Origin of the sequence: Pseudomonas sp. 313, assembly GCF_000316965.1 — a bacterium.
Classification (GTDB): Bacteria; Pseudomonadota; Gammaproteobacteria; order Pseudomonadales; family Pseudomonadaceae; genus Chryseomonas; species Chryseomonas benzopyrenica.
This window is the reverse complement of sequence record NZ_ANBZ01000079.1, coordinates 396,099-414,477: the sequence shown is the minus strand read 5'-3', so window position 1 is coordinate 414,477 and position 18,379 is coordinate 396,099. Positions and strand designations below refer to the sequence as shown.

The following is an 18,379-nucleotide window of genomic DNA, read 5'->3' as shown; positions in this document are numbered from 1 at the left end:
CAACAATTTGCACACTTCGGAGCAATAGGCATGGAAGCTATCCCTTCTGTCCGCAAGATCGCCATTCTGGGTGGCGGCGTGTCCGCCGTCACCGCCGCCTTTCGTCTGACAAGCGAGCCCAACTGGCAGGAACGCTATCAGCTCACCCTCTACCAGCAGGGCTGGCGGCTCGGCGGAAAGGGCGCCAGCGGGCGCAACGCCGAGGACCACCAGCGCATCGAGGAACACGGCATCCATGTCTGGTTCGGCTTCTACTACAACGCCTTCCATAGCCTGAGGCAGTGTTACGAGGAGCTGGACCGCCCTGCCGGCGCGCCCCTGGCGACCCTCGACGAGGCCTTCTTCCCGCATTCCCATACCGCCTTCGCCGACGACTTCCAGGATCAATGGACCACCTGGCCCATCGACACCCTGGCCTTGCCCGGCAAGCCCGGCGAGGGCTGGAACCCCAAGCCGTTCATGGGCGCCCTCGGCGATCTGCTGGAGTGGCTGCTGCGCCTGGGCGAGGTGGACGATACCCCGCCGACCGCCGCGCCGACCGGCCTGTTCGCCCGCCTGCGTGCGCACTGCCGCGAGGAATTGCAGGAGCTGGCCCTGGACGAAGCCGAGCGGCACCTGCAGCGCGCACGCACGGAATTGCCCGACGGCGTCGATCATCCGTTGCTGCTGTGGCTCCTGCGCAAGGCACGCAGCCTCCTAGGCGAGATCCTGCACGAACGCAGCCAGACCCAGGTCGGCGCTCACCGGTTGTGGCTGCTGATGGATTTCGGCCTGACGGTACTTATCGGCATGCTCGCCGACGAGGTCTATTCCAAGTGCTTCGAGATGCTCAACGCGGAAACCTTCCAGGCCTGGCTGAGCCGCCATGGCGCCAGCGCCGCGACCCTGGACGGCGCCGTGCTCAAGTCGCTGCATGGCGGCATCTTCGCCTATCGCGACGGCGATCTCGCCCAACCCGATGTCGAGGCCGGCACCGTGCTGCGGGCGGCGCTGCTGGCCCTGACCACGTCGAAGGGCTCCTTCATCTGGCGCATGCAGGCAGGCATGGGCGACGTGGTCTTCGCGCCCTACTACGAGGTGCTGGCCAAGCGAGGCGTGAACTTCAAGTTCTTCCATCAGGTGACCGGTATCGAGGCCGCCGACGAGGGCCAGGGACCGCGGGTGACCCGCCTGCAGATCCAGCGCCAGGTATCGCTCAAGCAGGAGCCCTACCAGCCCCTGGTGGACGTCAAGGGCCTGCCCTGCTGGCCTTCGGCGCCGCTGTACGCGCAGATCTCCGACGACGTCGCCCAGCGGTTGCAGGAGCAGCACATCAATCTGGAGTCCAACTGGAGCGGCTGGTCGGGCGTTGAACAACTGGAACTGCAGGTCGACCGCGACTTCGACGAGGTGATCCTGGGTATTTCCGTCGCCGGTCTGGCCGATCTCTCCCCCAGCCTCTGCGCCCTGGATCCGGCCTTCGCCCAGATGACCCGGGCCGTCGCTACCGTGGCTACCCAGGCGGTGCAGCTCTGGCAGGATCGCGACGTCTGGCAACTGGGCTGGACCGGCTCGCCCCAAGGCGGCCAGGCGCCGGAACTGCTCGGCTTCGCCGCCCAGGCGATGGATTCCTGGGCCGACGTCAGCTATCTAGTGGCGCGCGAAGACTGGTCGAGCGGCACCCGCCCCAGGACATCAGCTACTTCTGCGGCGTCTTCGCTGCCGACGCCGCGCCCCCCATCGGCACGCAAAACGACTATCCCGCGCGCCAGGCGGCCCGGGTGCACCAGGCCTTCATCGACTTCATGAACGGCAACCTGCGCGACTACTGGCCGGACGCCGGGACCGACCAGGGTTATCGCTGGGAATACCTGCTGGCTCCCGCCACGGTCAGCGGCGTGGCGCGCTTCGACTATCAATACTGGCGCGCCAACGTCGACCCCAGCGAACGCTATGTGCAGAGCGTGGCCGGCAGCAGTCGCTATCGACTGGCGACCGACGGCAGCGTCTGCCGCAACCTCTATCTGACCGGTGACTGGATCCACAACGGCTTCAACATGGGCTGCGTGGAATCGGCGACCCTATCCGGCCTGCAGACCGCTCGTGCCGTCCTCGGCCACCGCGAGATCCTGCCCGGCGAGGACGCCTTCCAGTGACGCCACCGCCTGGGCCGTCGCGTAGACAGCGCAGCGGTCCACGGCGGGCGGATAGGCGGGTTGGTCGCCATCCAGGTAGTTCAACAGCTCGAGGGCCTGATTCCACTCGGCGGCCTCCCGGTACAGCTTGCGCAATTCCAGGCGAATCCAGCCATCCATGAGACGCACGCCCAGCTCCTCGATGCCCAGGCCATGTCCTTCGATCACCTCGCGATCGGCCTCGGTGAGGGGATAGTGCGGCGGATAGAAGTCGGCCAGGCTGACCAGCAACTTGACCGAGAAGCCACGCGGATCGGCCAGCAGCGCGCCCAGCTCGGCGAACAGCGTCGCCTCCTCCACCAGCGCCTGGGCGAACATCAGCCGATACAGGGTGATGTTGAGAAACAGCTGACCCACCGCGTTTTCCGCGCGGGCGTCCTCCTGATGCAGGGCGAAACCGGCCAGGATGGAGGCATTGTGCGCCCGGTACCAATGGCGCGGCGTGGGATCGGCGATAAAGGTCAGCCAGCAGCGCGTCGGATAGGGCGCCTGGTCGCCTGGCAGCTGATGAGTCGCCAGGCAGCCCGCCAACTCGGACAGGTAGATGAAGTGCAGATTGACGTTGCGCCACCAGGCGCTGCCCGTCACCGGATCCAGGACGCCAGCCTGGATTTCCCAGTCGAGAAAGGCCAGTTCCGAGTCGCCATAACTCAGACCATCGTTATCGGCGTCGCCGAAGCTCCTGTAGAAATCTTCACGGACCGCCCGCCGCCTGGCGGGCAGATTCTCGATCTGGCTACAGAGTTCGGTGGTCGCGGCGACGGCGTCTTCGTAGGTATACATGGCGTCCTTGCTCTGATTGTCGACATCCTGCGCGATCATGGCGTAATGGCATCGTCGGCTTCCACGCGCAATAGGCTGAACGCACTAGAAGAGCGCTCCAGCGGACGCCCCTCCAGACGCCAGTCCCCCTTGAGTGGATCACCGCTGCGGGCGATGACCACCACCGGTCGCACCTGGCGATAGTCGGACAGCTTGCGTTGGGGCAGCATGGCATCGCCGTCATCCAAGCGCACCCGGCGGGGCAGATCGGCGACCCGCAGCCGCCGTACCGCCAGCGGCGGACCGGGCTGATCCACCGCCAGCGCCAGCACGAAGACACTGTCCTCGGGCCGCACACGCTGCGCCACCGCGGGCGCCAGACTGACCTCCACCTCCAGCCCCGGCGTGGTCAGCACCTGACCAGCGGCCCGCGCCGCGCGCTCCGCCCGGGTGACCCCTTCGGCCAGGGTGCCGCGCAGGGGATCGGCCGGCGGCAGCACGGCGACTAGGCGCTGCCAGTAGCCTGCCGCATCGGCGTAGGCGCCCCGCTCGTAGGCGGCCATGCCCAGCAGTCCCAGGGTGGTGGGCTCGCCGGGATTGGCGGCCAGGGCTTCGTCGGCCAGGGCCTGGGTGCGGGCATCCAGCTGGCGCCCCGCGGCGAAGAAACGGGCCTGGGCCAGTTGGCCGAGGACCTCCGCCCGCCGGCCATCACGCGAGATGACCTGCTCGAAGGCCGCTACCGCGGCCTGGTAGCGGCCCAGGCCGGCATAGGCGCGCGCCAGCAGATACCAGTTGTCGGCCGCCTGGGGTTGCAGTCGCGTCGCCGCTTCCAGATCGGCCAGCAGCGCCTGGGGCGACGCTGGCGGCGTAGCGAGGCGCTGGCTCAGCTGCAGCGCCGGCCAGGCGCCAAGCAGCAGATAGAGCCCCAGGGCCAGGACCGGGCCGCCCAGGGCGACCGCGACACCCAGGCGCCGGCCCTGGCGCAGCGGCGAAGAACCCTCGGCAGGACTGTCGGCGAGCAGGCTGCGGCCCGCCTCGGCTTCGGCCAGCGCCAGGGCCTGGATGTCCAGCTCCCCCCGTGCGGCCCGCGCCCGGGCATCGGCCAGGCGTTCCTGATAGAGGGTACGATTGAGCACCGCCCGCTGATCCGCCATGACACGTCCACCGCGCAGCAGCGGCACCAGCAGGATCAGCACCGCCAGGATCAGCAGCAATCCCGCCAGCCCCCAGAAGGTCAGTATCACGGCTCCTCCTCCGCCTGCAGCTGCGCCAGTCGCTGGCGTTCGGCGTCACTCAGCGTCTGCTCCGGGCGGCGGCGCCGCGTCAGGACCAACAACAGCCCGGCCCCAGCCAGCAGTGCCAAGCCCGGCAGCAGCCAGAGCAGCAGGGTGCGGCCCTCGAAGGGCGGCCGGTAGCGGATGAATTCGCCGTAGCGCTGCTCCAGGTGGGCGATGATCTCCTCATCGCTCCGCCCGGCCGCCATCAGGCGCTGGATCTCGCGACGCAGATCGCCGGCGATGGGCGCATTGGAATCGGCCAGGTCCTGGTTCTGGCACTTGGGACAGCGCAGTTCGCGGGTCAGCGCCTGGAAGCGCGCGCGTTCGGCGTCGTCGCGAAAGCCATAGGGGTCGATGGCCGCCTGGCTCAGGGTCGACCAGACCAGCAACAGGAGCAGCCAGCCGACCCTCATGGCGTCGCCACCAGGGCTCGGTAGCGCGGCCCGAGGTCTGCGTCCCAGACGCGCTGATCGACCACCCCGACATGGCGATAGCGCACCACGCCGCGGGCATCGATGAGAAAGGTCTCGGGCGCGCCATAGACGCCCAAGTCCAGGCCCAGCCGGCCTTCGTCGTCGCGGATATCGAGCTGGTAGGGATCGTGGAATTCCGCCAGCCAGCGCCGAGCGCTGGCATTGTCGTCCTTGTAGTTGATGCCGTGGATCACCACGCCCTCGGCCTTGAGTCGAGTGAGCACCGGGTGCTCTTCCCGGCAGGCCACGCACCAGGTGCCCCAGACATTGACCAGCGCCGGGCGGCCGAGCAGATCCTGCCGGGTGAACAGTCGCTCATCCTGCACGCCCGGCAAGGAAAACGCCGGAAAGGGCTGGCCGACCAGCGCCGAAGGCAGCGCCTGGGGATCGCGATGGAGCCCGCGAAAGAGCAAGCCGGCCAGCACCAGAAAGGCCAGCAGTGGCAGGCAGAGCAACAGGCGACGGCGCATCAGGCGGACTCCGTGGCAGCGACAGGGGAAGACGAGCGCCGGCGGCGATAGCGCGGATCGGCCAGGGCCAGCAGGCCACCCAAGGCGGTGAGCAGGCCGCCGAGCCAGATCAGCCGGACGAAGGGCTTGATTTGCAGGCGCACGGCCCAGACGCCCTCCCCCAGCGGCTCGCCGAGGGCCACATAGAGATCGCGGGTCAGGCCGGCATCGATGGCCGCTTCGGTCAAGGCCGCGCCACTGGCCAGATAGCGGCGCTTCTCCGGGGTCAGCAGGGCGATCACCCGCCCCTCACGCTCGACCTGCAGCAGCGCACGCTCGGCGGTGAAGTTCGGCCCTTGGTAATGCTGGGTCCCGGCGAAGCCGAAGCGATAGCCCTGCAGCTCGACATGCTCGCCCGGCGCCAGGCGCAGATCGCGTTGCACATCCAGCTGGCTGGCCAGCACCACGCCCAGGGCCAGCACCGCCAGGCCCAGGTGCGCCAGGTGCATGCCCCAGTAGCTGCGCGGCTGGCTGCGCAGGCCACGGCGCCAGCCCAGCGCCAGCACCTTGCCCAGCACATCGCGCAGCGCGGTCAGCAGGATCCAGGCCGCCAGCGCCAGCACCGCCAGGATCCCCGCCCTGGGCTGGTCCAGCCACCAACCGGCGAGTCCGGCGAGCACGGCGCAAGCCAGCAGGATGGGCGCCAGCAGGCGGGCCAGCCAGCGCCCCGGGCTGCTTTTCCAGCGCACCAGCACCCCGACGCCCAGCGCCAGCATCAGCAGCGCCATCAGCGGCACGAACAGCAGGTCGAAATAGGGCGGCCCCACCGACAGCTTGGCACCCGTCAGGCTGTCGATGATCAGCGGATAGAGGGTGCCGAGCAGCACCATGGCAGCGGCGGTCACCAGGATCAGGTTGTTGATCAACAGCAAGGCCTCACGGGAGGCCAGGCCAAAGGACGCCGAGCCGCCGAGCGCCGGTGCGCGCCAGGCGAACAGCGCCAGGGAGCCGCCGACCACCAGCAGCAGGAAGGCCAGGATGAAGACGCCGCGAGTGGGATCGCTGGCGAAGGCATGGACCGAGGTCAGCACCCCCGAGCGCACCAGAAAGGTCCCCAGCAGGCTGAGGGAAAAGGCGGCGATGGCCAGGAGCACCGTCCAGCCCTTGAACAGGCCGCGCTTCTCGGTCACCGCCAGGGAATGCAGGAGCGCCGTCCCTACCAGCCAGGGCATGAAGGAGGCGTTTTCCACCGGATCCCAGAACCACCAGCCCCCCCAGCCCAGTTCGTAATAGGCCCACCAGGAGCCCAACACGATGCCGCAGCCGAGAAAGGCCCAGGCCAGCAGCGTCCAGGGCCGGGCCCAGCGCGCCCAGGCAGCGTCCAGCCGACCTTCCAGCAGCGCTGCCAGGGCGAAAGCGAAGGCCACCGAAAAGCCCACATAACCCATGTAGAGCAGGGGCGGATGCAGGATGAGACCCGGGTCCTGCAACAGCGGATTGAGATCGTTGCCCTCCCGCGGAAATTGCGGCAGCAGGCGCGCGAAGGGGTTGGAGGTGGCCACCAGGAAGGTCAGGAACCCCGTGGCCACAAGCCCGAGGATACCTAGCACCCGCGCCAGCAGGGCCTGGGGCAACTGGCGCGAGCAGACGGCCACCGCCAGGCTCCAGCCCGCCAGGATCAGCGCCCAGAGCAGCAGTGAGCCCTCGTGGGCGCCCCAGGTGGCGCTGACCTTGTAGTACCAGGGCAGGCGACTGTTGGAGTTGGCCGCCACATAGGCCACCGAGAAGTCGTCCTGGAGAAAGGCCCAGATCAGGGCCGCAAAGGCCAGCGCCAGGAACAGCCACTGGCCAAAGGCGGCCGGGCGCGCCAGCCGCATCCAGTCGACCTGACCGCGCCAGGCGCCCAGCAGCGGCAAGGTGCCCTGCACCAGGGCCATGACGAGCGCCAGCAGCAGACAGAGTTGCCCCAGTTCCGGAATCATGGCGCCGGCCTCGCGCCGTCCAGTGGCCGTCCGGCCTGGCGCAGCGCCTGGCTCACTTCGGGGGGCATGTACTTCTCGTCGTGCTTGGCGAGGATCTGGTCGGCCACCAGGCGGCCTTGGTCGTCGAGTCGGCCCAGGGCCACCACGCCCTGACCTTCGCGGAACAGATCCGGCAGGATGCCGGCATAGCTCACCCGCACCTCGCGCTGGAAGTCGGTGATGACGAAGCTCACCGCGAGGGAATCCGCGGCGCGCACCAGGCTGCCCTGCTCCACCATGCCGCCGGCACGGATGCGGGTTTCCCGCGGCGCCTCGCCCTGGGCGATCTGGCTCGGGGTATAGAAGAGGTTGATGTTCTGCTGCAGGGCGCTGAGGGCCAGCGCCACCGCGCCCCCCACCCCCAGCAACAGCAGCAGGATCCACAGCAGCCGGCGACGACGAAGCGGATTCATGGCCGCCGCTCCCGTAGCCAGCGCTGGCGCAGTTCCCGCTCCAGCCGGCGACGCGCCCGCCAGCCGTGCAGCAGCAGGCCGCCGAGGATGACCAGGGTCAGGCCGAAGGCCGGCCAGACATAGAGGCCATGACGCCCCATGCCAAGGGTTTGCGCCCAGTCCACGCCGCTCACGCGCCCTCCTCGCCCAGTTCCAGGCGTACCCAGCGACTGCGCCATTCGCGCCTGAGCACCTCCAGGCGCATGCGCTGCAGCAACACGCCGGCAAAGAACAAATAGAACGCCAGCACCATCACCAGCAGCGGCAGCCACATGGCCGCGGGCATCGGTGGACGCTCCACCAGGCTGAAGGTGGCCGGCTGATGCAGGGTGCTCCACCACTCCACCGAATACTTGATGATCGGCAGATTGACCGAGCCCACCAGCGCCAGGATGGCGCAGGCCCGGGCGGCGCTCTCGCGATGGTCGATGGCCTGCCCCAGGGCGATCACGCCCAGATAGAGAAACAGCAGCACCAGCATCGAGGTGAGCCGGGCGTCCCAGATCCACCAGGTGCCCCAGGTGGGAATGCCCCACAGCGACCCGGTAGCCAGGGCGATCACCGTCATCCAGGCGCCGATCGGCGCGGCCGCGCGCAGAGCCACGTCGGCCAGCTTGAGGCGCCAGACCAGGCCGACGGCTCCGGCGACCGCCAGCAGCAGATAGCAGGACTGCGCCAGAAAGGCGGCCGGCACATGCACATAGAGGATGCGAAAGCTGTCGCCCTGCTGGTAGTCCGGCGGCGCCAGGAACAGCCCCCACACCAGACCGACGGCCAGCAGCAGTCCGGCCAGCGCCAGGCAGGGCCGCTGCAGCCGACCGGCCAGGCGATAGAAGATGGCGGGAGAGCCCAGGCGGTGCAGCCAGGTCCAGTTCATGTTGTCCTCGTCATTGGGCCGCGCCGATGCGCAAGCCGGCGGCGACCGCCAGGGGCGCCAGGGTCAGGGCCAGCAGGGTCAGGCAGCCCAGCCAGAGCAGCAAGCCGGTCACCGGCAGACCCAGCCGCGCCGCGTCCAGGGTGCTGGCGCCCAGGATCAGCACCGGGATCTGCAGCGGCAGGTTGAGCAGCGCCAGCAGCAGCCCGCCACGAGCCAGGCCCACGGTCAGGGCCGCGCCGATGGCGCCGATCAGCGTGAGGGCCAGACTGCCCAGGGTCAGGGCCGCCAGGGTCGCTGGCAGGGCCGCGGCGGGCAGCCCCAGCATCAGCGCCAGCAGCGGCGTCAGGGCCACCAGGCCAAGGCCGGCGAAGCACCAGTGCACCAGCAGCTTGAGCAGTACCAGCAGCGGCAAGGGCTGGGGCGCCAGCAGCCAGAGTTCCAGGGAGCCGTCCTGCCAGTCGCTGCGAAACAGGGCCTCCTGGCCCAGCAGCAAGGCCAGCAGTAAGGCGATCCACAGCAGTCCCGGCGCCAGGGCGGCCAGCTGCTGGCTATCGGGACCCAGCGCCAGGGGAAACAGGGTCACCACCAGGGCATGGAAGGCCAGGGGCGTGAGCCACAGCGCCGGACGGCGACAGGCCAGGCGCCCTTCGCGCCCGAGGATGGCCAGCCAGGCGCCGCTCATCGGCCACCGTCCAGCCAGAGCAGGCGATGCCCCTCGGGCAGAATCTCCAGCTCGCGATGACTGGTCAGCACCAGGGCGCCACCCGCGGCGCAATGGGCGCGCAAGCGCTCTTCCAGCTGGGTGCAGCTGGCGGCGTCGAGGGCGGTGAAGGGTTCGTCCAGCAACCAGAGTCGCGGCGGCGCGGGCAGGTGGAGACGGGCCAGGGCGACGCGGCGGCGCTGACCGGCCGAGAGCTGCCTGCAGGGCTCGTCCGCCCAGTCGGCCAGACCCAGCGCCGCGAGGGCAGCCAGGCAGGCAGCCGGCGTGGTCGGGCGCCAGAGATTGGCCAGGCTGTGAAGATTTTCCAGCGCGGTCAGCCCCTCGGCGAGGCCGGGCGCATGACCCAGCCAGAGCAGTTCGACCGCCGCGGGTCGGCGCACCTCGCCCGCATCCGCCGGCAGCAGTCCCGCCAGGATGCGCAGCAGGCTGGTCTTGCCGCTGCCGTTGACGCCACCGATCTGCAGCGACTCGCCTGCCGCCAGGCCCAGGCTCAGGTCGTCGAACAGCAGGCGACCGCCCCGTTCGCAACGGAGCGCGACGGCGTCGAGCAGGGGCTGATTCAAGACAGGCGATCTCACGGCACTAAAGTCGGTCGGGCGCTGGCCGTTAACCCGGCACACGCCCTTGAAGGCGCGCCATTATACACAGGCGATTCCACCGGACCTGCCCAATGACCCCCATCTCCGCGATCCCACCCAGCGTCGGCGTCACGCCCGCCCTGCCCGTCCGGGCCGCGGCGGCGCAGGCGTCGGATGCCGGCGCGCAGATCCTGCAGGCCCTGCAGTCCCTCGATGACCTGATACTGCCCGGCAGCACGGCCACCGCCGAGGTGCTCGCCACCCGGCCGGCCGGCCAGAATTTCCAGTTCCTGCTGCAGCTGCAGCTGGCCCAGGGCGGTAGCGTCCTGCTCACCACCCAGAGTCCGACCAATAACCTGCCGGTGGGCAGCCAGCTGCTGGTGAGCACCCTGGGCTCCACCCAGCTGGCGGTGCTGCTGCAGAGCCTGGAAGGCGACGCCCCGCCACCACCGCTGCAGCAACTGGACCTGCGCCAGCTGCCGGTGGGGACCACCCTGCAGTTACGGGTGTTGAGCAGCCTGCTGCAACAGCAGCCCGGCGCAGCACCCACCTACGAGGTGATCGCCAAGGCCCTGAGCTCCAACCTCGAAGGCCGCCAGCTCAAGCTGGAATCGCCCCGTCCGGTACCGGTGGGCAGCCTGCTGACCGTGGTGATCAAGGACCGCCAGGAGGTCACGGTGCTGCCCATGGCGCAGCGCCTCGACCAGCTCGACATCGACCGCCAGCTGCAGGGCCAGGGCCAACGCCAGCTGTCGATGAACGCCCTGCTGCAATGGCTGGAGGACGTCCCCGAGGCGGAGCTGCCACCGTCGGTGGGGGCCGCGCTCAAGGCGCTGCTGGCCAATCTGGAGCACACCGAGGCGCTCACCACCGCCCAGGGCTGGACCCGCGCCCTGGCCCGTAGCGGCCTGCAACTGGAGCAGCAACTGCTGGAGCGCGGCGGTCCCGATCTCCAGGAAGACTTCAAGGCCAACCTCCTGCGCCTGGTGGATCGACTGCTGGCCAGCGTACCGGGCGATGCCCTGCGCAATCCCCAGGTCGCGGCCCAGGCCGCCCAGCAGAATCTCCCCGACGCCCTGCGCCGGGCCCTGGGCGGCGCCGCCACCGCCAGTCGCCAACCCACCGCCCTGGACTTTCCCCTGGGCGAACGCGACGGTCGTGGCCTCAGCGCCGCCAACGCCGAACTCGACGAATTGCTGCAACTGGCCACCGGCGTCATCGCCCGCCTGCAGACCCACCAGCTCGCCAGCCTGGCCCAGACCCAGGTCCTGCCGGACGGCTACTACCTCTCCACCTGGCAGACCGAGATTCCCTGGCGCGATGGCGAGCGCCTCGGTGCGGTGCAGGTACGCTTCCAGGAGGAAAGACCGCCGCCGGATACCCGCGGCGAAGCCCGCGACAGCCTGTGGAAGGTGGAACTGGCCTTCGACCTGGCACCGCTCGGCCCGCTGCAGGTACGGGCACAGCTGGCCAGCGGCCGGCTGTCGAGCGAGTTCTGGGCGGAAAAAGGCGCCACCGCGGCGCTGATCGATACCGAATTGCCCCATCTGCGCGACCGCCTGCTGGCCGCCGGCTTCGTGGTCGGCGACCTCAGCAGCCGCCAGGGCCGCCCTGCGCGCCATCCGCGCACCTCTCTCGAACAACGTTGGATCGACGATACCGCATGAGCACGTCCGCCCCCCGCCAGGCCATCGCGTTGTCCTATGACGGCAGCAGTGCACCCATCCTGTCCGCCAAGGGCGACGCCGAACTGGCCGAACTCATCCTGGCCACAGCCCGGGAGCACGAGGTGCCCATTTACGAGAACGCTGATCTGGTGCGGATCCTGGCGCGCCTGGAGCTGGGCGCGGAAATCCCCGAGGCGCTTTACCGCACCCTGGCCGAAATCATCGCCTTCGCCTGGCACCTCAAGGGCAAGTGCCCGGCCCACCTGGCCGACCAACCGGACCTGTCCTACGGCTGGGAGCGGATGCCGTAGGTTGCGGTTGAGCGCAGCGAAGTCCAACAGCCGGGCTTGGACGACACGTCGAAACCCGTCCAGATCTCGGCAGCGTTGGGCTTCGCTATGCTCAGCACCAACCTACGCCCGGTTTCAGCGACCCTGCAACGAATGCCCGACGACGCCCTTCTCTTCCACCTTGGCGGCGTCCCAGAACGCGTCCATCTCCTCCAGGCTGGCTTCCTGCGGCGTGCGCCCCTGGGCTTTCAGCGCCTCTTCTATATAGCGGAAGCGTCGCTCGAACTTGGCGTTAGCCTGGCGCAGGGCGTCTTCCGCATCGACCTGCAGGTGCCTCGCCAGATTGACCATGACGAATAGCAGATCGCCCACCTCTTCCGCCACCTGGGTGGCCTGGCCGTTGGCCATGGCCTCGCGTACCTCGTCCAGTTCCTCCTGGATCTTGGCTACCACCGGCGTGGCATCGGCCCAGTCGAAGCCGACATTGGCGGCGCGCTTCTGCAGCTTGGCCGCCCGACTCAGGGCCGGCAGCGCGGCCGGAACGTCATCCAGCAGCGACAGCTGCTCGGGCGCCGCGGCCTTCTCCGCACGCTCCTCGGCCTTGATCTCTTCCCAGCGCCGCTTGATGGTCGCCTCGTCCAGCCGTGGCAAGTCCAGGGGGCCATGCAGGTCGCCATCGGGAAAGACATGGGGATGACGCCGCACCAACTTGCGGGTGATGCCGTCCACCACCTGGGCAAAGTCGAAATGGCCATCCTCACGCCCCAACTGGCTGTAGTAGACGACCTGGAACAGCAGATCGCCCAACTCGTCGCGCAGCTGGGGAAAATCCCGCTTGGCGATGGCGTCGGCGACCTCGTAGGCCTCTTCCAGGGTGTGGGGCACAATGCTGCCGTAGTCCTGGCGCAAATCCCAGGGGCAGCCGTGACGGGGATCGCGCAACCGGGCCATGAGGTGCAGCAGGTCGTCGAGCTGGTACATGAGTGAATCCTGTCGCTGGAAAAAGCACGAGGCGCCAGAGGCGCCTCGTGGGGTCGTCGTCACACCGCTCAGGCGGTGCGATTACGCCGGGCTTCGATGATATTGGGCAGCTGGGAAATGCGCCCGAGCAGGCGGCCGAGGGCGTCCAGGCCGGGGATCTCGATGGTCAGCAGCATGTTGGCGGTGTTTTCCTCGCGATTGGAGCGGGTGTTCACCGCCAGCACGTTGATCCGCTCGTTGAGCAGGATCTGCGAGACGTCGCGCAGCAGACCGGAGCGGTCGAAGGCCTTGATCACGATATCGACCGGATAGGTCTGCACCGGCACTGGGCCCCAGCTCACCTGGATGGTCCGCTCCGGCTCGCGACTGGCCAGCTGCAGGGCATTGGCGCAATCCTGCCGGTGGATGGTCACGCCGCGGCCGAGGGTAATGTAGCCGACGATGGCGTCACCCGGTACCGGCTGGCAGCACCCGGCGATCTGGGTCAGCAGATTGCCCACCCCCTGGATCTGCACATCGCCGCGCTTGCCCGGCTTGTTGGTGGGCTTGCGCGGGAGAAGATCGAGGGTATCGAGGCCCTTGTCCGGCTCCACCAGCTGCTGAGCGGCGTGCATCACATGGGCCAGGCGCAGATCGCCGGCGCCCAGGGCCGCGAGCATGTCCTCGGCGCCCTTGTAGTTGACCTTCTCGGCCAGGATGTTGAAGTCCACCGGCGGCAACGCCAGGCGTGACAGCTCGCGCTCGACCATGGCCTTGCCGGCGGCGACGTTCTGGTCGCGCGCCTGGAATTTGAACCAGTGGACGATCTTGGCCCGGGCCCGCGAGGTGTTGACGTAGCCGAGGTTGGGGTTGAGCCAGTCGCGGCTGGGCGAACCCTGCTTGCCGGTGATGATCTCCACCTGCTCGCCGGTCTGCAGCTGGTAGTTCAGCGGCACGATACGGCCGTTGATCTTGGCGCCGCGGCAGTTGTGGCCGATCTCGGTGTGCACCCGATAGGCGAAGTCCAGCGGCGTCGCGCCCTTGGGCAGGTCGATGGCGTGGCCGTCGGGGGTGAAAACGTAGACCCGGTCCGGCTCGATGTCGACTCGTAGCTGATCGGCCAGGCCGCCGATGTCGCCCAGCTCCTCGTGCCATTCCAGCACCTGACGCAGCCAGGAGATCTTTTCTTCGTAGTGGTTGGAGGCCGATTTGACGTCGGTACCCTTGTAGCGCCAGTGCGCGCAGACCCCCAGCTCCGCCTCTTCATGCATGGCGTGGGTACGGATCTGCACCTCCAACACCTTGCCTTCCGGGCCGATCACCGCGGTATGCAGGGAACGGTAGCCGTTCTCCTTGGGATTGGCGATATAGTCGTCGAACTCGCGGGGAATGTGCCGCCAGAGGGTATGCACGATACCCAGCGCGGTATAGCAGTCACGCATCTCGGGCACCAGTACCCGCACCGCCCGCACGTCGTAGATCTGGCTGAATTCCAGACCCTTGCGCTGCATCTTCCGCCAGATGGAATAGATGTGCTTGGCCCGACCGCTGAGGTCGGACTTGATGCCGGTGGCGGTGAGTTCGTCCCGCAGCTGCTGCATGACGTCGGCGATGTACTGCTCGCGATCCAGCCGCCGCTCATGCAGCAGGGTCGCGATCTGCTTGTACTGCTGCGGCTCCAGATAGCGGAAGGACAGATCCTCCAGCTCCCACTTGATATGGCCGATGCCCAGGCGATGGGCCAGGGGCGCATAGATGTCGGCCACCTCGCGAGCCACCCGGTTGCGGCGCTCTTCGGTGGCGTTCTTGACCGCGCGGATGGCACAGGTGCGCTCGGCCAGCTTGATCAGGGCCACGCGGACGTCGTCGACCATGGCCACCAGCATGCGCCGCAGGTTGTCGACCTGGGTCTGGCTGCCCAGCACCATGGACTTGCGCGGATTGAGACTCTCGCTGATCGCCGCCATGCGCAGCACGCCTTCGATCAGCTTGGCCACCACCGGGCCGAAATGCTCGGTCGCCGACTCCAGGGTCGCCTTGCCCTCGCGCACCGCCCGATAGACGATGGCCGCGATCAGGCTGTCCTGATCCAGCTTGAGGTCGGCCAGGATCTCGGCCATCTCCAGCCCGGTATGGAAGCTGGAGGTACCCTCCGCCCAGGTGTGCTCGACCTGGCCGGAATTCTCTTCCGCCGTGCGGGCGAAGCCGCAGGCATCCAGCAAGGCCTCGCGATCGAGATTCGGATCCACGCTCTGGATATGATCCAGCCAGGCGTGGAGGTTGATGCTGCCATCGACGTTGACTGGCTGATGCGCTCTGACCTGTACCATCTACCCCTTCCTCACGGCGTAGCCTTCTCGCCGGATTGGCTCGCATCGGTTGGCGAGCCGTCGTTACCCGGGCATCCTGCCCGCTTCGAACAGCACCATGGCTTCCACATGGGCGGTCTGCGGGAACATGTCGAGAATGCCCGCCCTTGTCATGCGATAGCCCTGTCGGACCAGCTCTCCCGCATCCCGCGCCAAGGTGGCCGGGTTGCAGGAAACATAGACCAGTCGCCCGATGCCGAGCCCTCTGAGCTGCCGGACCACCTCCAGCGCACCGTCGCGCGGCGGATCCAGCAAGGCCAGCGAATGGCTGCCCAGATCGGCGGGTAGCGGGTTCGACAGGTCCACCTGTAGAAAGTGCGCGTTGCCGATGCCGTTGTCACGCGCATTTTGTATTGCCCGGGATGTCATCGCCGCGACCCCTTCGATCCCGGTGACCGCCGCTGCCTGCCGCGCCAATGGCAGGGCGAAATTGCCCAGGCCGGAGAACAGATCGAGCACCCGGTCGTCAGCGGTGGGCGCCAGCCAGTCCAGCGCCTGGGCGACCATGGCCTCGTTGATGGCGGCGTTGACCTGGACGAAATCGCCCGGCTGATAGGCCAGCGTCAGGTCCCAGGGCGCCAATCGATAGCCCAGCCTGGCGTCGACATGATCCGGCTGCGGCTCGCCCTTGCCCTGCCACCAGAGCTGGACGCCAGCGGCCGCGCAGAAGTCGCGCAGACGGGCCTGGTCGTCTGGCAGCAGCGCCTGGGTATGGCGCACCAGCAGGGCCGTGGCCGTACCCTGGAAGAGTTCGACATGACCGATCGCCTGGGAGCGCTCCAGCCCGCTCAGCACGTCAGGTAGCGCCCGCAGCAGCGGCTGCAGTTCCGGGACTAGTACCAGGCAGTCGTCGGGGGTGACGATGTCCTGGCTGGCCTCGGCGCGAAAACCCACCTCCAGGCGTCCTTGGCGTTCGTCCCAGCGCACCGCGACGCGGGCGCGCCGGCGATAGCCGAACTCGGGACCGACCATGGGGGCGGCCCAGGCCAACGGTTGCACCCCGGCCAGCCGGCGGAATTGCTCGGCGAGGGCGTCCTGCTTGAGGGTCAGTTGATCGGCATGGGGCAGGTGCTGCAGGGTGCAACCACCGCAGCGGTCGGCCACGCTGCAGGGCGGTGTGCGCCGCAGCGGATTGGCTTCCAGCACCCTGAGGGTACGGGCCTCGACCACCTGGCTACGAGCACCGAGCACCCGCGCCTCGACCTGCTCGCCCGGCAGGGCACCGGCGACGAACCAGGTCCGCCCGCCTTCGCGGGCGACGCCGCGGCCGTCATGGGACAGCCGCTCGATGGCCAGCAGCTGCCGCTTGCCAGTCGGCACCGCCGCCGCCCGGGCGCCACCGGCGGGTTGGAAGCGCAGCCCGCCGCCGCCTCGCTTAGCGCGGGTCATAGACGCCGGTCGACAGGTAGCGATCGCCTCGGTCACAGATGATCGCGACGATCACCGCATTGTCCACTTCCCGGGCGATGCGCAGGGCGCCCGCCACCGAACCGCCGGACGACACACCGCAGAAGATGCCTTCTTCCCGGGCCAGGCGGCGCATGGTGTCCTCGGCTTCCTGCTGGCCCATGTCGATGATGCGATCCACGCGACTGGATTCGTAGATCTTCGGCAGGTAGGCCTCCGGCCAGCGGCGGATACCGGGAATGGCCGCGCCCTCCTCCGGTTGCAGACCCACGATCTGCACCTTGGGATTCTGCTCCTTGAGGTAGCGCGAGGTACCCATGATGGTCCCGGTGGTCCCCATGGAACTGACGAAATGGGTGATGCTGCCGTGGGTCTGGCGCCAGATTTCCGGACCGGTGCCCAGGTAGTGGGCGACCGGGTTGTCGCCATTGCCGAACTGGTCGAGCACCTTGCCGCGGCCCTCGGCCTGCATGCGGGTGGCCAGATCCCGCGCGCCTTCCATGCCCTCTTCCTTGCTGACCAGGATCAGCTCGGCGCCGTAGGCGGTCATGGCCGCCTTGCGTTCGGCGCTGGAGTTGTCGGGCATGATCAGGATCATGCGATAGCCCATGATCGCGGCGGCCATGGCCAGGGCGATCCCGGTGTTGCCGGAGGTGGCCTCGATCAGGGTATCCCCGGGCAGGATGTCGCCACGGGCCTCGGCCTGGCGGATCATCGACAGCGCCGGGCGGTCCTTGACCGAACCCGCCGGGTTGTTGCCTTCCAGCTTGAGCAGCACGGTACTGCGGGTGTCGCCGGCCAGGCGCTGCAGGCGCACCAGCGGCGTGTTACCGATGCAATCGGCGATGGTGGGATAGTGCAGACTCATGAATCAGCTCGTTCCGCCAGGGGTGAAAGCCTTCCATGATACTCCCAAAGCATCGCTGACCCTACCCATCCGGCGCCTGGCTAAGGCCGCGGCGTGGCGGCACCGTCGCTGGCCACCTCCAGGGCGGCGGGCAGGCTCAGCGACAGGATGCCCTCCGGCCCCAGGTTGGGCCGCACCTGCGGCGTCACCTGCAGCCCCGGCAGCCCGGCCAGCCGTTCGGCCAGCCGCTTGGCGGCCTCGGGTGCGACCTTGCGGGTGAGGTCCTCGGTACCGGAGTACAGCCACAGCTGCACCGGACGGGCACCCCCCACGCCCTGGAATTCCTGCGCCCGCTTGAGGATGAAACCCTGCTGCCAGCCAAAGGCGACATCGCTCGCCACATAGCGCTGGAAAGCCTGGGGCTGCCGATAAAGGGTATCGAGCACGAACAGCCCGCCGTAGCCATGGCCCCAGAGGGTCTGGCGGTTGGGGTCCACCGGTACGCTCTGGGTCAGCAGCGGCTTGATGCGTTGTTCGATCAGATCGAGAAACGCCCGCGAGCCCCCTGCTGGCCAGTCCTTGCGCACGTCGTCATGATTGCGCCCACTGCCGATCGCCGGGGTGTAGTCGTAGGTGCGTTCCTGCATGGCGTCCGCGGCATCGGCGTACCCGATGGCCACCAGCACCGGCGGACTCTTCAGTTTATGCGGGGACAGCCAGACATCCTGCAGCTGTGCCAGGGCGGCATCGCCATCGAGCAGAAAGAGCGCGGGATAGCCCATCATCGGCGCCGGTTGCTTGGGGATGCCTATATAGACCCGATAGCGGCGCTTGCCATCCGCCGAGTCGAGCAGGTGCGTCTCGAAGCTGTAGTACATCGACCCCCGCTCCACCAGGGTGGTCTTCTTGGGCTCCTGGGCCTGGGTCGGCATCATCCAGCCGGTCCCCAGCAACAGGGCGCCCGCCAGCATCAGACTGCAACTCTTCTTCAAAGGATCTCCTCGCACGCAACCGCACCGGAACGACCGGCAGTCCCTACCAGACCGCCGACGGGG

General features: G+C 68.3%; 19 protein-coding genes. 4 read left to right on the top strand and 15 right to left on the bottom strand.

The genetic code is table 11. The features are described from left to right. Nucleotides 1-30 precede the first annotated feature (30 nt). Together C722_RS25185 and C722_RS25490 are read left to right on the top strand one after the other, a co-directional pair. Nucleotides 31-1,788 (top strand): FAD/NAD(P)-binding protein, encoded by a 1,758-nt coding sequence (locus C722_RS25185; protein ID WP_051226189.1) that lies wholly within the window; start codon nt 31-33, stop codon nt 1,786-1,788. Then, complete coding sequence (locus C722_RS25490) at nt 1,761-2,135, top strand: FAD-dependent oxidoreductase (protein WP_051226187.1); 375 nt, start codon at nt 1,761-1,763, stop codon at nt 2,133-2,135. Before C722_RS25185 ends, C722_RS25490 begins: the two co-directional genes overlap by 28 nt. Here C722_RS25490 and C722_RS0120095 read toward each other — a convergent pair. The 10 genes from C722_RS0120095 to ccmA are packed head-to-tail and all read right to left on the bottom strand — an operon-like array spanning nt 2,061 to nt 9,769. Further along, the gene (locus tag C722_RS0120095) at nt 2,061-2,996 is read right to left on the bottom strand and encodes a hypothetical protein (protein ID WP_017642239.1); all 936 of its coding nucleotides are present in this window, start codon (nt 2,994-2,996) and stop codon (nt 2,061-2,063) included. The genes C722_RS25490 and C722_RS0120095 overlap by 75 nt on opposite strands. Beyond that, complete coding sequence (gene ccmI / locus C722_RS0120090; protein ID WP_017642238.1) at nt 2,993-4,180, bottom strand: c-type cytochrome biogenesis protein CcmI; 1,188 nt, start codon at nt 4,178-4,180, stop codon at nt 2,993-2,995. The genes C722_RS0120095 and ccmI overlap by 4 nt, the downstream gene beginning before the upstream one ends. Next, nucleotides 4,177-4,626 carry a cytochrome c-type biogenesis protein gene (locus C722_RS0120085; protein ID WP_017642237.1) on the bottom strand — a complete coding sequence of 150 codons (450 nt, stop codon included), beginning with the start codon at nt 4,624-4,626 and terminating at the stop codon, nt 4,177-4,179. The genes ccmI and C722_RS0120085 overlap by 4 nt, the downstream gene beginning before the upstream one ends. Continuing rightward, nucleotides 4,623-5,156, bottom strand: coding sequence for a DsbE family thiol:disulfide interchange protein (locus C722_RS0120080; RefSeq protein WP_017642236.1), 534 nt, complete (start codon nt 5,154-5,156; stop codon nt 4,623-4,625). The genes C722_RS0120085 and C722_RS0120080 overlap by 4 nt, the downstream gene beginning before the upstream one ends. Next, nucleotides 5,156-7,117, bottom strand: coding sequence for a heme lyase CcmF/NrfE family subunit (locus C722_RS0120075; protein ID WP_017642235.1), 1,962 nt, complete (start codon nt 7,115-7,117; stop codon nt 5,156-5,158). Before C722_RS0120075 ends, C722_RS0120080 begins: the two co-directional genes overlap by 1 nt. Further along, complete coding sequence (ccmE, locus tag C722_RS0120070; RefSeq protein WP_017642234.1) at nt 7,114-7,569, bottom strand: cytochrome c maturation protein CcmE; 456 nt, start codon at nt 7,567-7,569, stop codon at nt 7,114-7,116. The genes C722_RS0120075 and ccmE overlap by 4 nt, the downstream gene beginning before the upstream one ends. Next, nucleotides 7,566-7,742 carry a heme exporter protein CcmD gene (ccmD, locus tag C722_RS25920; protein WP_017642233.1) on the bottom strand — a complete coding sequence of 59 codons (177 nt, stop codon included), beginning with the start codon at nt 7,740-7,742 and terminating at the stop codon, nt 7,566-7,568. Before ccmD ends, ccmE begins: the two co-directional genes overlap by 4 nt. After that, the gene (locus C722_RS0120060; RefSeq protein WP_017642232.1) at nt 7,739-8,485 is read right to left on the bottom strand and encodes a heme ABC transporter permease; all 747 of its coding nucleotides are present in this window, start codon (nt 8,483-8,485) and stop codon (nt 7,739-7,741) included. Before C722_RS0120060 ends, ccmD begins: the two co-directional genes overlap by 4 nt. Before the next feature lie 10 nt (nt 8,486-8,495). Continuing rightward, on the bottom strand, nt 8,496-9,167 hold the full coding sequence (gene ccmB / locus C722_RS0120055; RefSeq protein ID WP_017642231.1) for a heme exporter protein CcmB: 672 nt from the start codon (nt 9,165-9,167) through the stop codon (nt 8,496-8,498). Then, a complete protein-coding gene (ccmA, locus tag C722_RS0120050; protein WP_017642230.1) occupies nt 9,164-9,769 on the bottom strand; it encodes a cytochrome c biogenesis heme-transporting ATPase CcmA in 606 nt (201 codons plus the stop codon). Before ccmA ends, ccmB begins: the two co-directional genes overlap by 4 nt. Nucleotides 9,770-9,876: 107 nt before the next feature. Here ccmA and C722_RS0120045 point away from each other — a divergent pair, with 107 nt between their 5' ends. Together C722_RS0120045 and C722_RS0120040 are read left to right on the top strand one after the other, a co-directional pair. Continuing rightward, nucleotides 9,877-11,451, top strand: a complete 1,575-nt coding sequence (locus C722_RS0120045) for a flagellar hook-length control protein FliK (protein WP_017642229.1) — start codon at nt 9,877-9,879, stop codon at nt 11,449-11,451. Next, nucleotides 11,448-11,762: an EscU/YscU/HrcU family type III secretion system export apparatus switch protein gene (locus C722_RS0120040; protein WP_017642228.1), complete on the top strand. Its 315-nt coding sequence runs from the start codon at nt 11,448-11,450 to the stop codon at nt 11,760-11,762. The genes C722_RS0120045 and C722_RS0120040 overlap by 4 nt, the downstream gene beginning before the upstream one ends. Before the next feature lie 114 nt (nt 11,763-11,876). On the opposite strand, the gene mazG is transcribed toward C722_RS0120040, so the two are convergent. The 5 genes from mazG to C722_RS25180 all read right to left on the bottom strand — a co-directional run bounded on the left by mazG (nt 11,877) and on the right by C722_RS25180 (nt 18,316). Further along, nucleotides 11,877-12,722: a nucleoside triphosphate pyrophosphohydrolase gene (mazG, locus tag C722_RS0120035; RefSeq protein ID WP_017642227.1), complete on the bottom strand. Its 846-nt coding sequence runs from the start codon at nt 12,720-12,722 to the stop codon at nt 11,877-11,879. 68 nt (nt 12,723-12,790) lie between these two features. Further along, nucleotides 12,791-15,031, bottom strand: coding sequence for a GTP diphosphokinase (gene relA / locus C722_RS0120030; RefSeq protein ID WP_017642226.1), 2,241 nt, complete (start codon nt 15,029-15,031; stop codon nt 12,791-12,793). A 63-nt stretch (nt 15,032-15,094) separates the two neighbouring features. Beyond that, complete coding sequence (gene rlmD / locus C722_RS0120025; RefSeq protein WP_017642225.1) at nt 15,095-16,459, bottom strand: 23S rRNA (uracil(1939)-C(5))-methyltransferase RlmD; 1,365 nt, start codon at nt 16,457-16,459, stop codon at nt 15,095-15,097. Then, on the bottom strand, nt 16,446-17,345 hold the full coding sequence (gene cysM, locus C722_RS0120020) for a cysteine synthase CysM (protein ID WP_017642224.1): 900 nt from the start codon (nt 17,343-17,345) through the stop codon (nt 16,446-16,448). Before cysM ends, rlmD begins: the two co-directional genes overlap by 14 nt. 80 nt (nt 17,346-17,425) lie before the next feature. Then, nucleotides 17,426-18,316, bottom strand: a complete 891-nt coding sequence (locus tag C722_RS25180; RefSeq protein WP_177323672.1) for an alpha/beta hydrolase — start codon at nt 18,314-18,316, stop codon at nt 17,426-17,428. Nucleotides 18,317-18,379: the final 63 nt, after the last annotated feature.

Coding starts and splice junctions, on each gene's coding strand:
- C722_RS25185 (WP_051226189.1), top strand. CDS start 31: ATGGAAGCTATCCCTTCTGTCCGCAAGATCGCCATTCTGGGTGGCGGC.
- C722_RS0120095 (WP_017642239.1), bottom strand. CDS start 2,996: ATGATCGCGCAGGATGTCGACAATCAGAGCAAGGACGCCATGTATACC.
- C722_RS0120085 (WP_017642237.1), bottom strand. CDS start 4,626: ATGAGGGTCGGCTGGCTGCTCCTGTTGCTGGTCTGGTCGACCCTGAGC.
- C722_RS0120080 (WP_017642236.1), bottom strand. CDS start 5,156: ATGCGCCGTCGCCTGTTGCTCTGCCTGCCACTGCTGGCCTTTCTGGTG.
- C722_RS0120075 (WP_017642235.1), bottom strand. CDS start 7,117: ATGATTCCGGAACTGGGGCAACTCTGTCTGCTGCTGGCGCTCGTCATG.
- ccmE (WP_017642234.1), bottom strand. CDS start 7,569: ATGAATCCGCTTCGTCGTCGCCGGCTGCTGTGGATCCTGCTGCTGTTG.
- C722_RS0120060 (WP_017642232.1), bottom strand. CDS start 8,485: ATGAACTGGACCTGGCTGCACCGCCTGGGCTCTCCCGCCATCTTCTAT.
- ccmB (WP_017642231.1), bottom strand. CDS start 9,167: ATGAGCGGCGCCTGGCTGGCCATCCTCGGGCGCGAAGGGCGCCTGGCC.
- C722_RS0120045 (WP_017642229.1), top strand. CDS start 9,877: ATGACCCCCATCTCCGCGATCCCACCCAGCGTCGGCGTCACGCCCGCC.
- C722_RS0120040 (WP_017642228.1), top strand. CDS start 11,448: ATGAGCACGTCCGCCCCCCGCCAGGCCATCGCGTTGTCCTATGACGGC.
- mazG (WP_017642227.1), bottom strand. CDS start 12,722: ATGTACCAGCTCGACGACCTGCTGCACCTCATGGCCCGGTTGCGCGAT.
- relA (WP_017642226.1), bottom strand. CDS start 15,031: ATGGTACAGGTCAGAGCGCATCAGCCAGTCAACGTCGATGGCAGCATC.
- rlmD (WP_017642225.1), bottom strand. CDS start 16,459: ATGACCCGCGCTAAGCGAGGCGGCGGCGGGCTGCGCTTCCAACCCGCC.
- cysM (WP_017642224.1), bottom strand. CDS start 17,345: ATGAGTCTGCACTATCCCACCATCGCCGATTGCATCGGTAACACGCCG.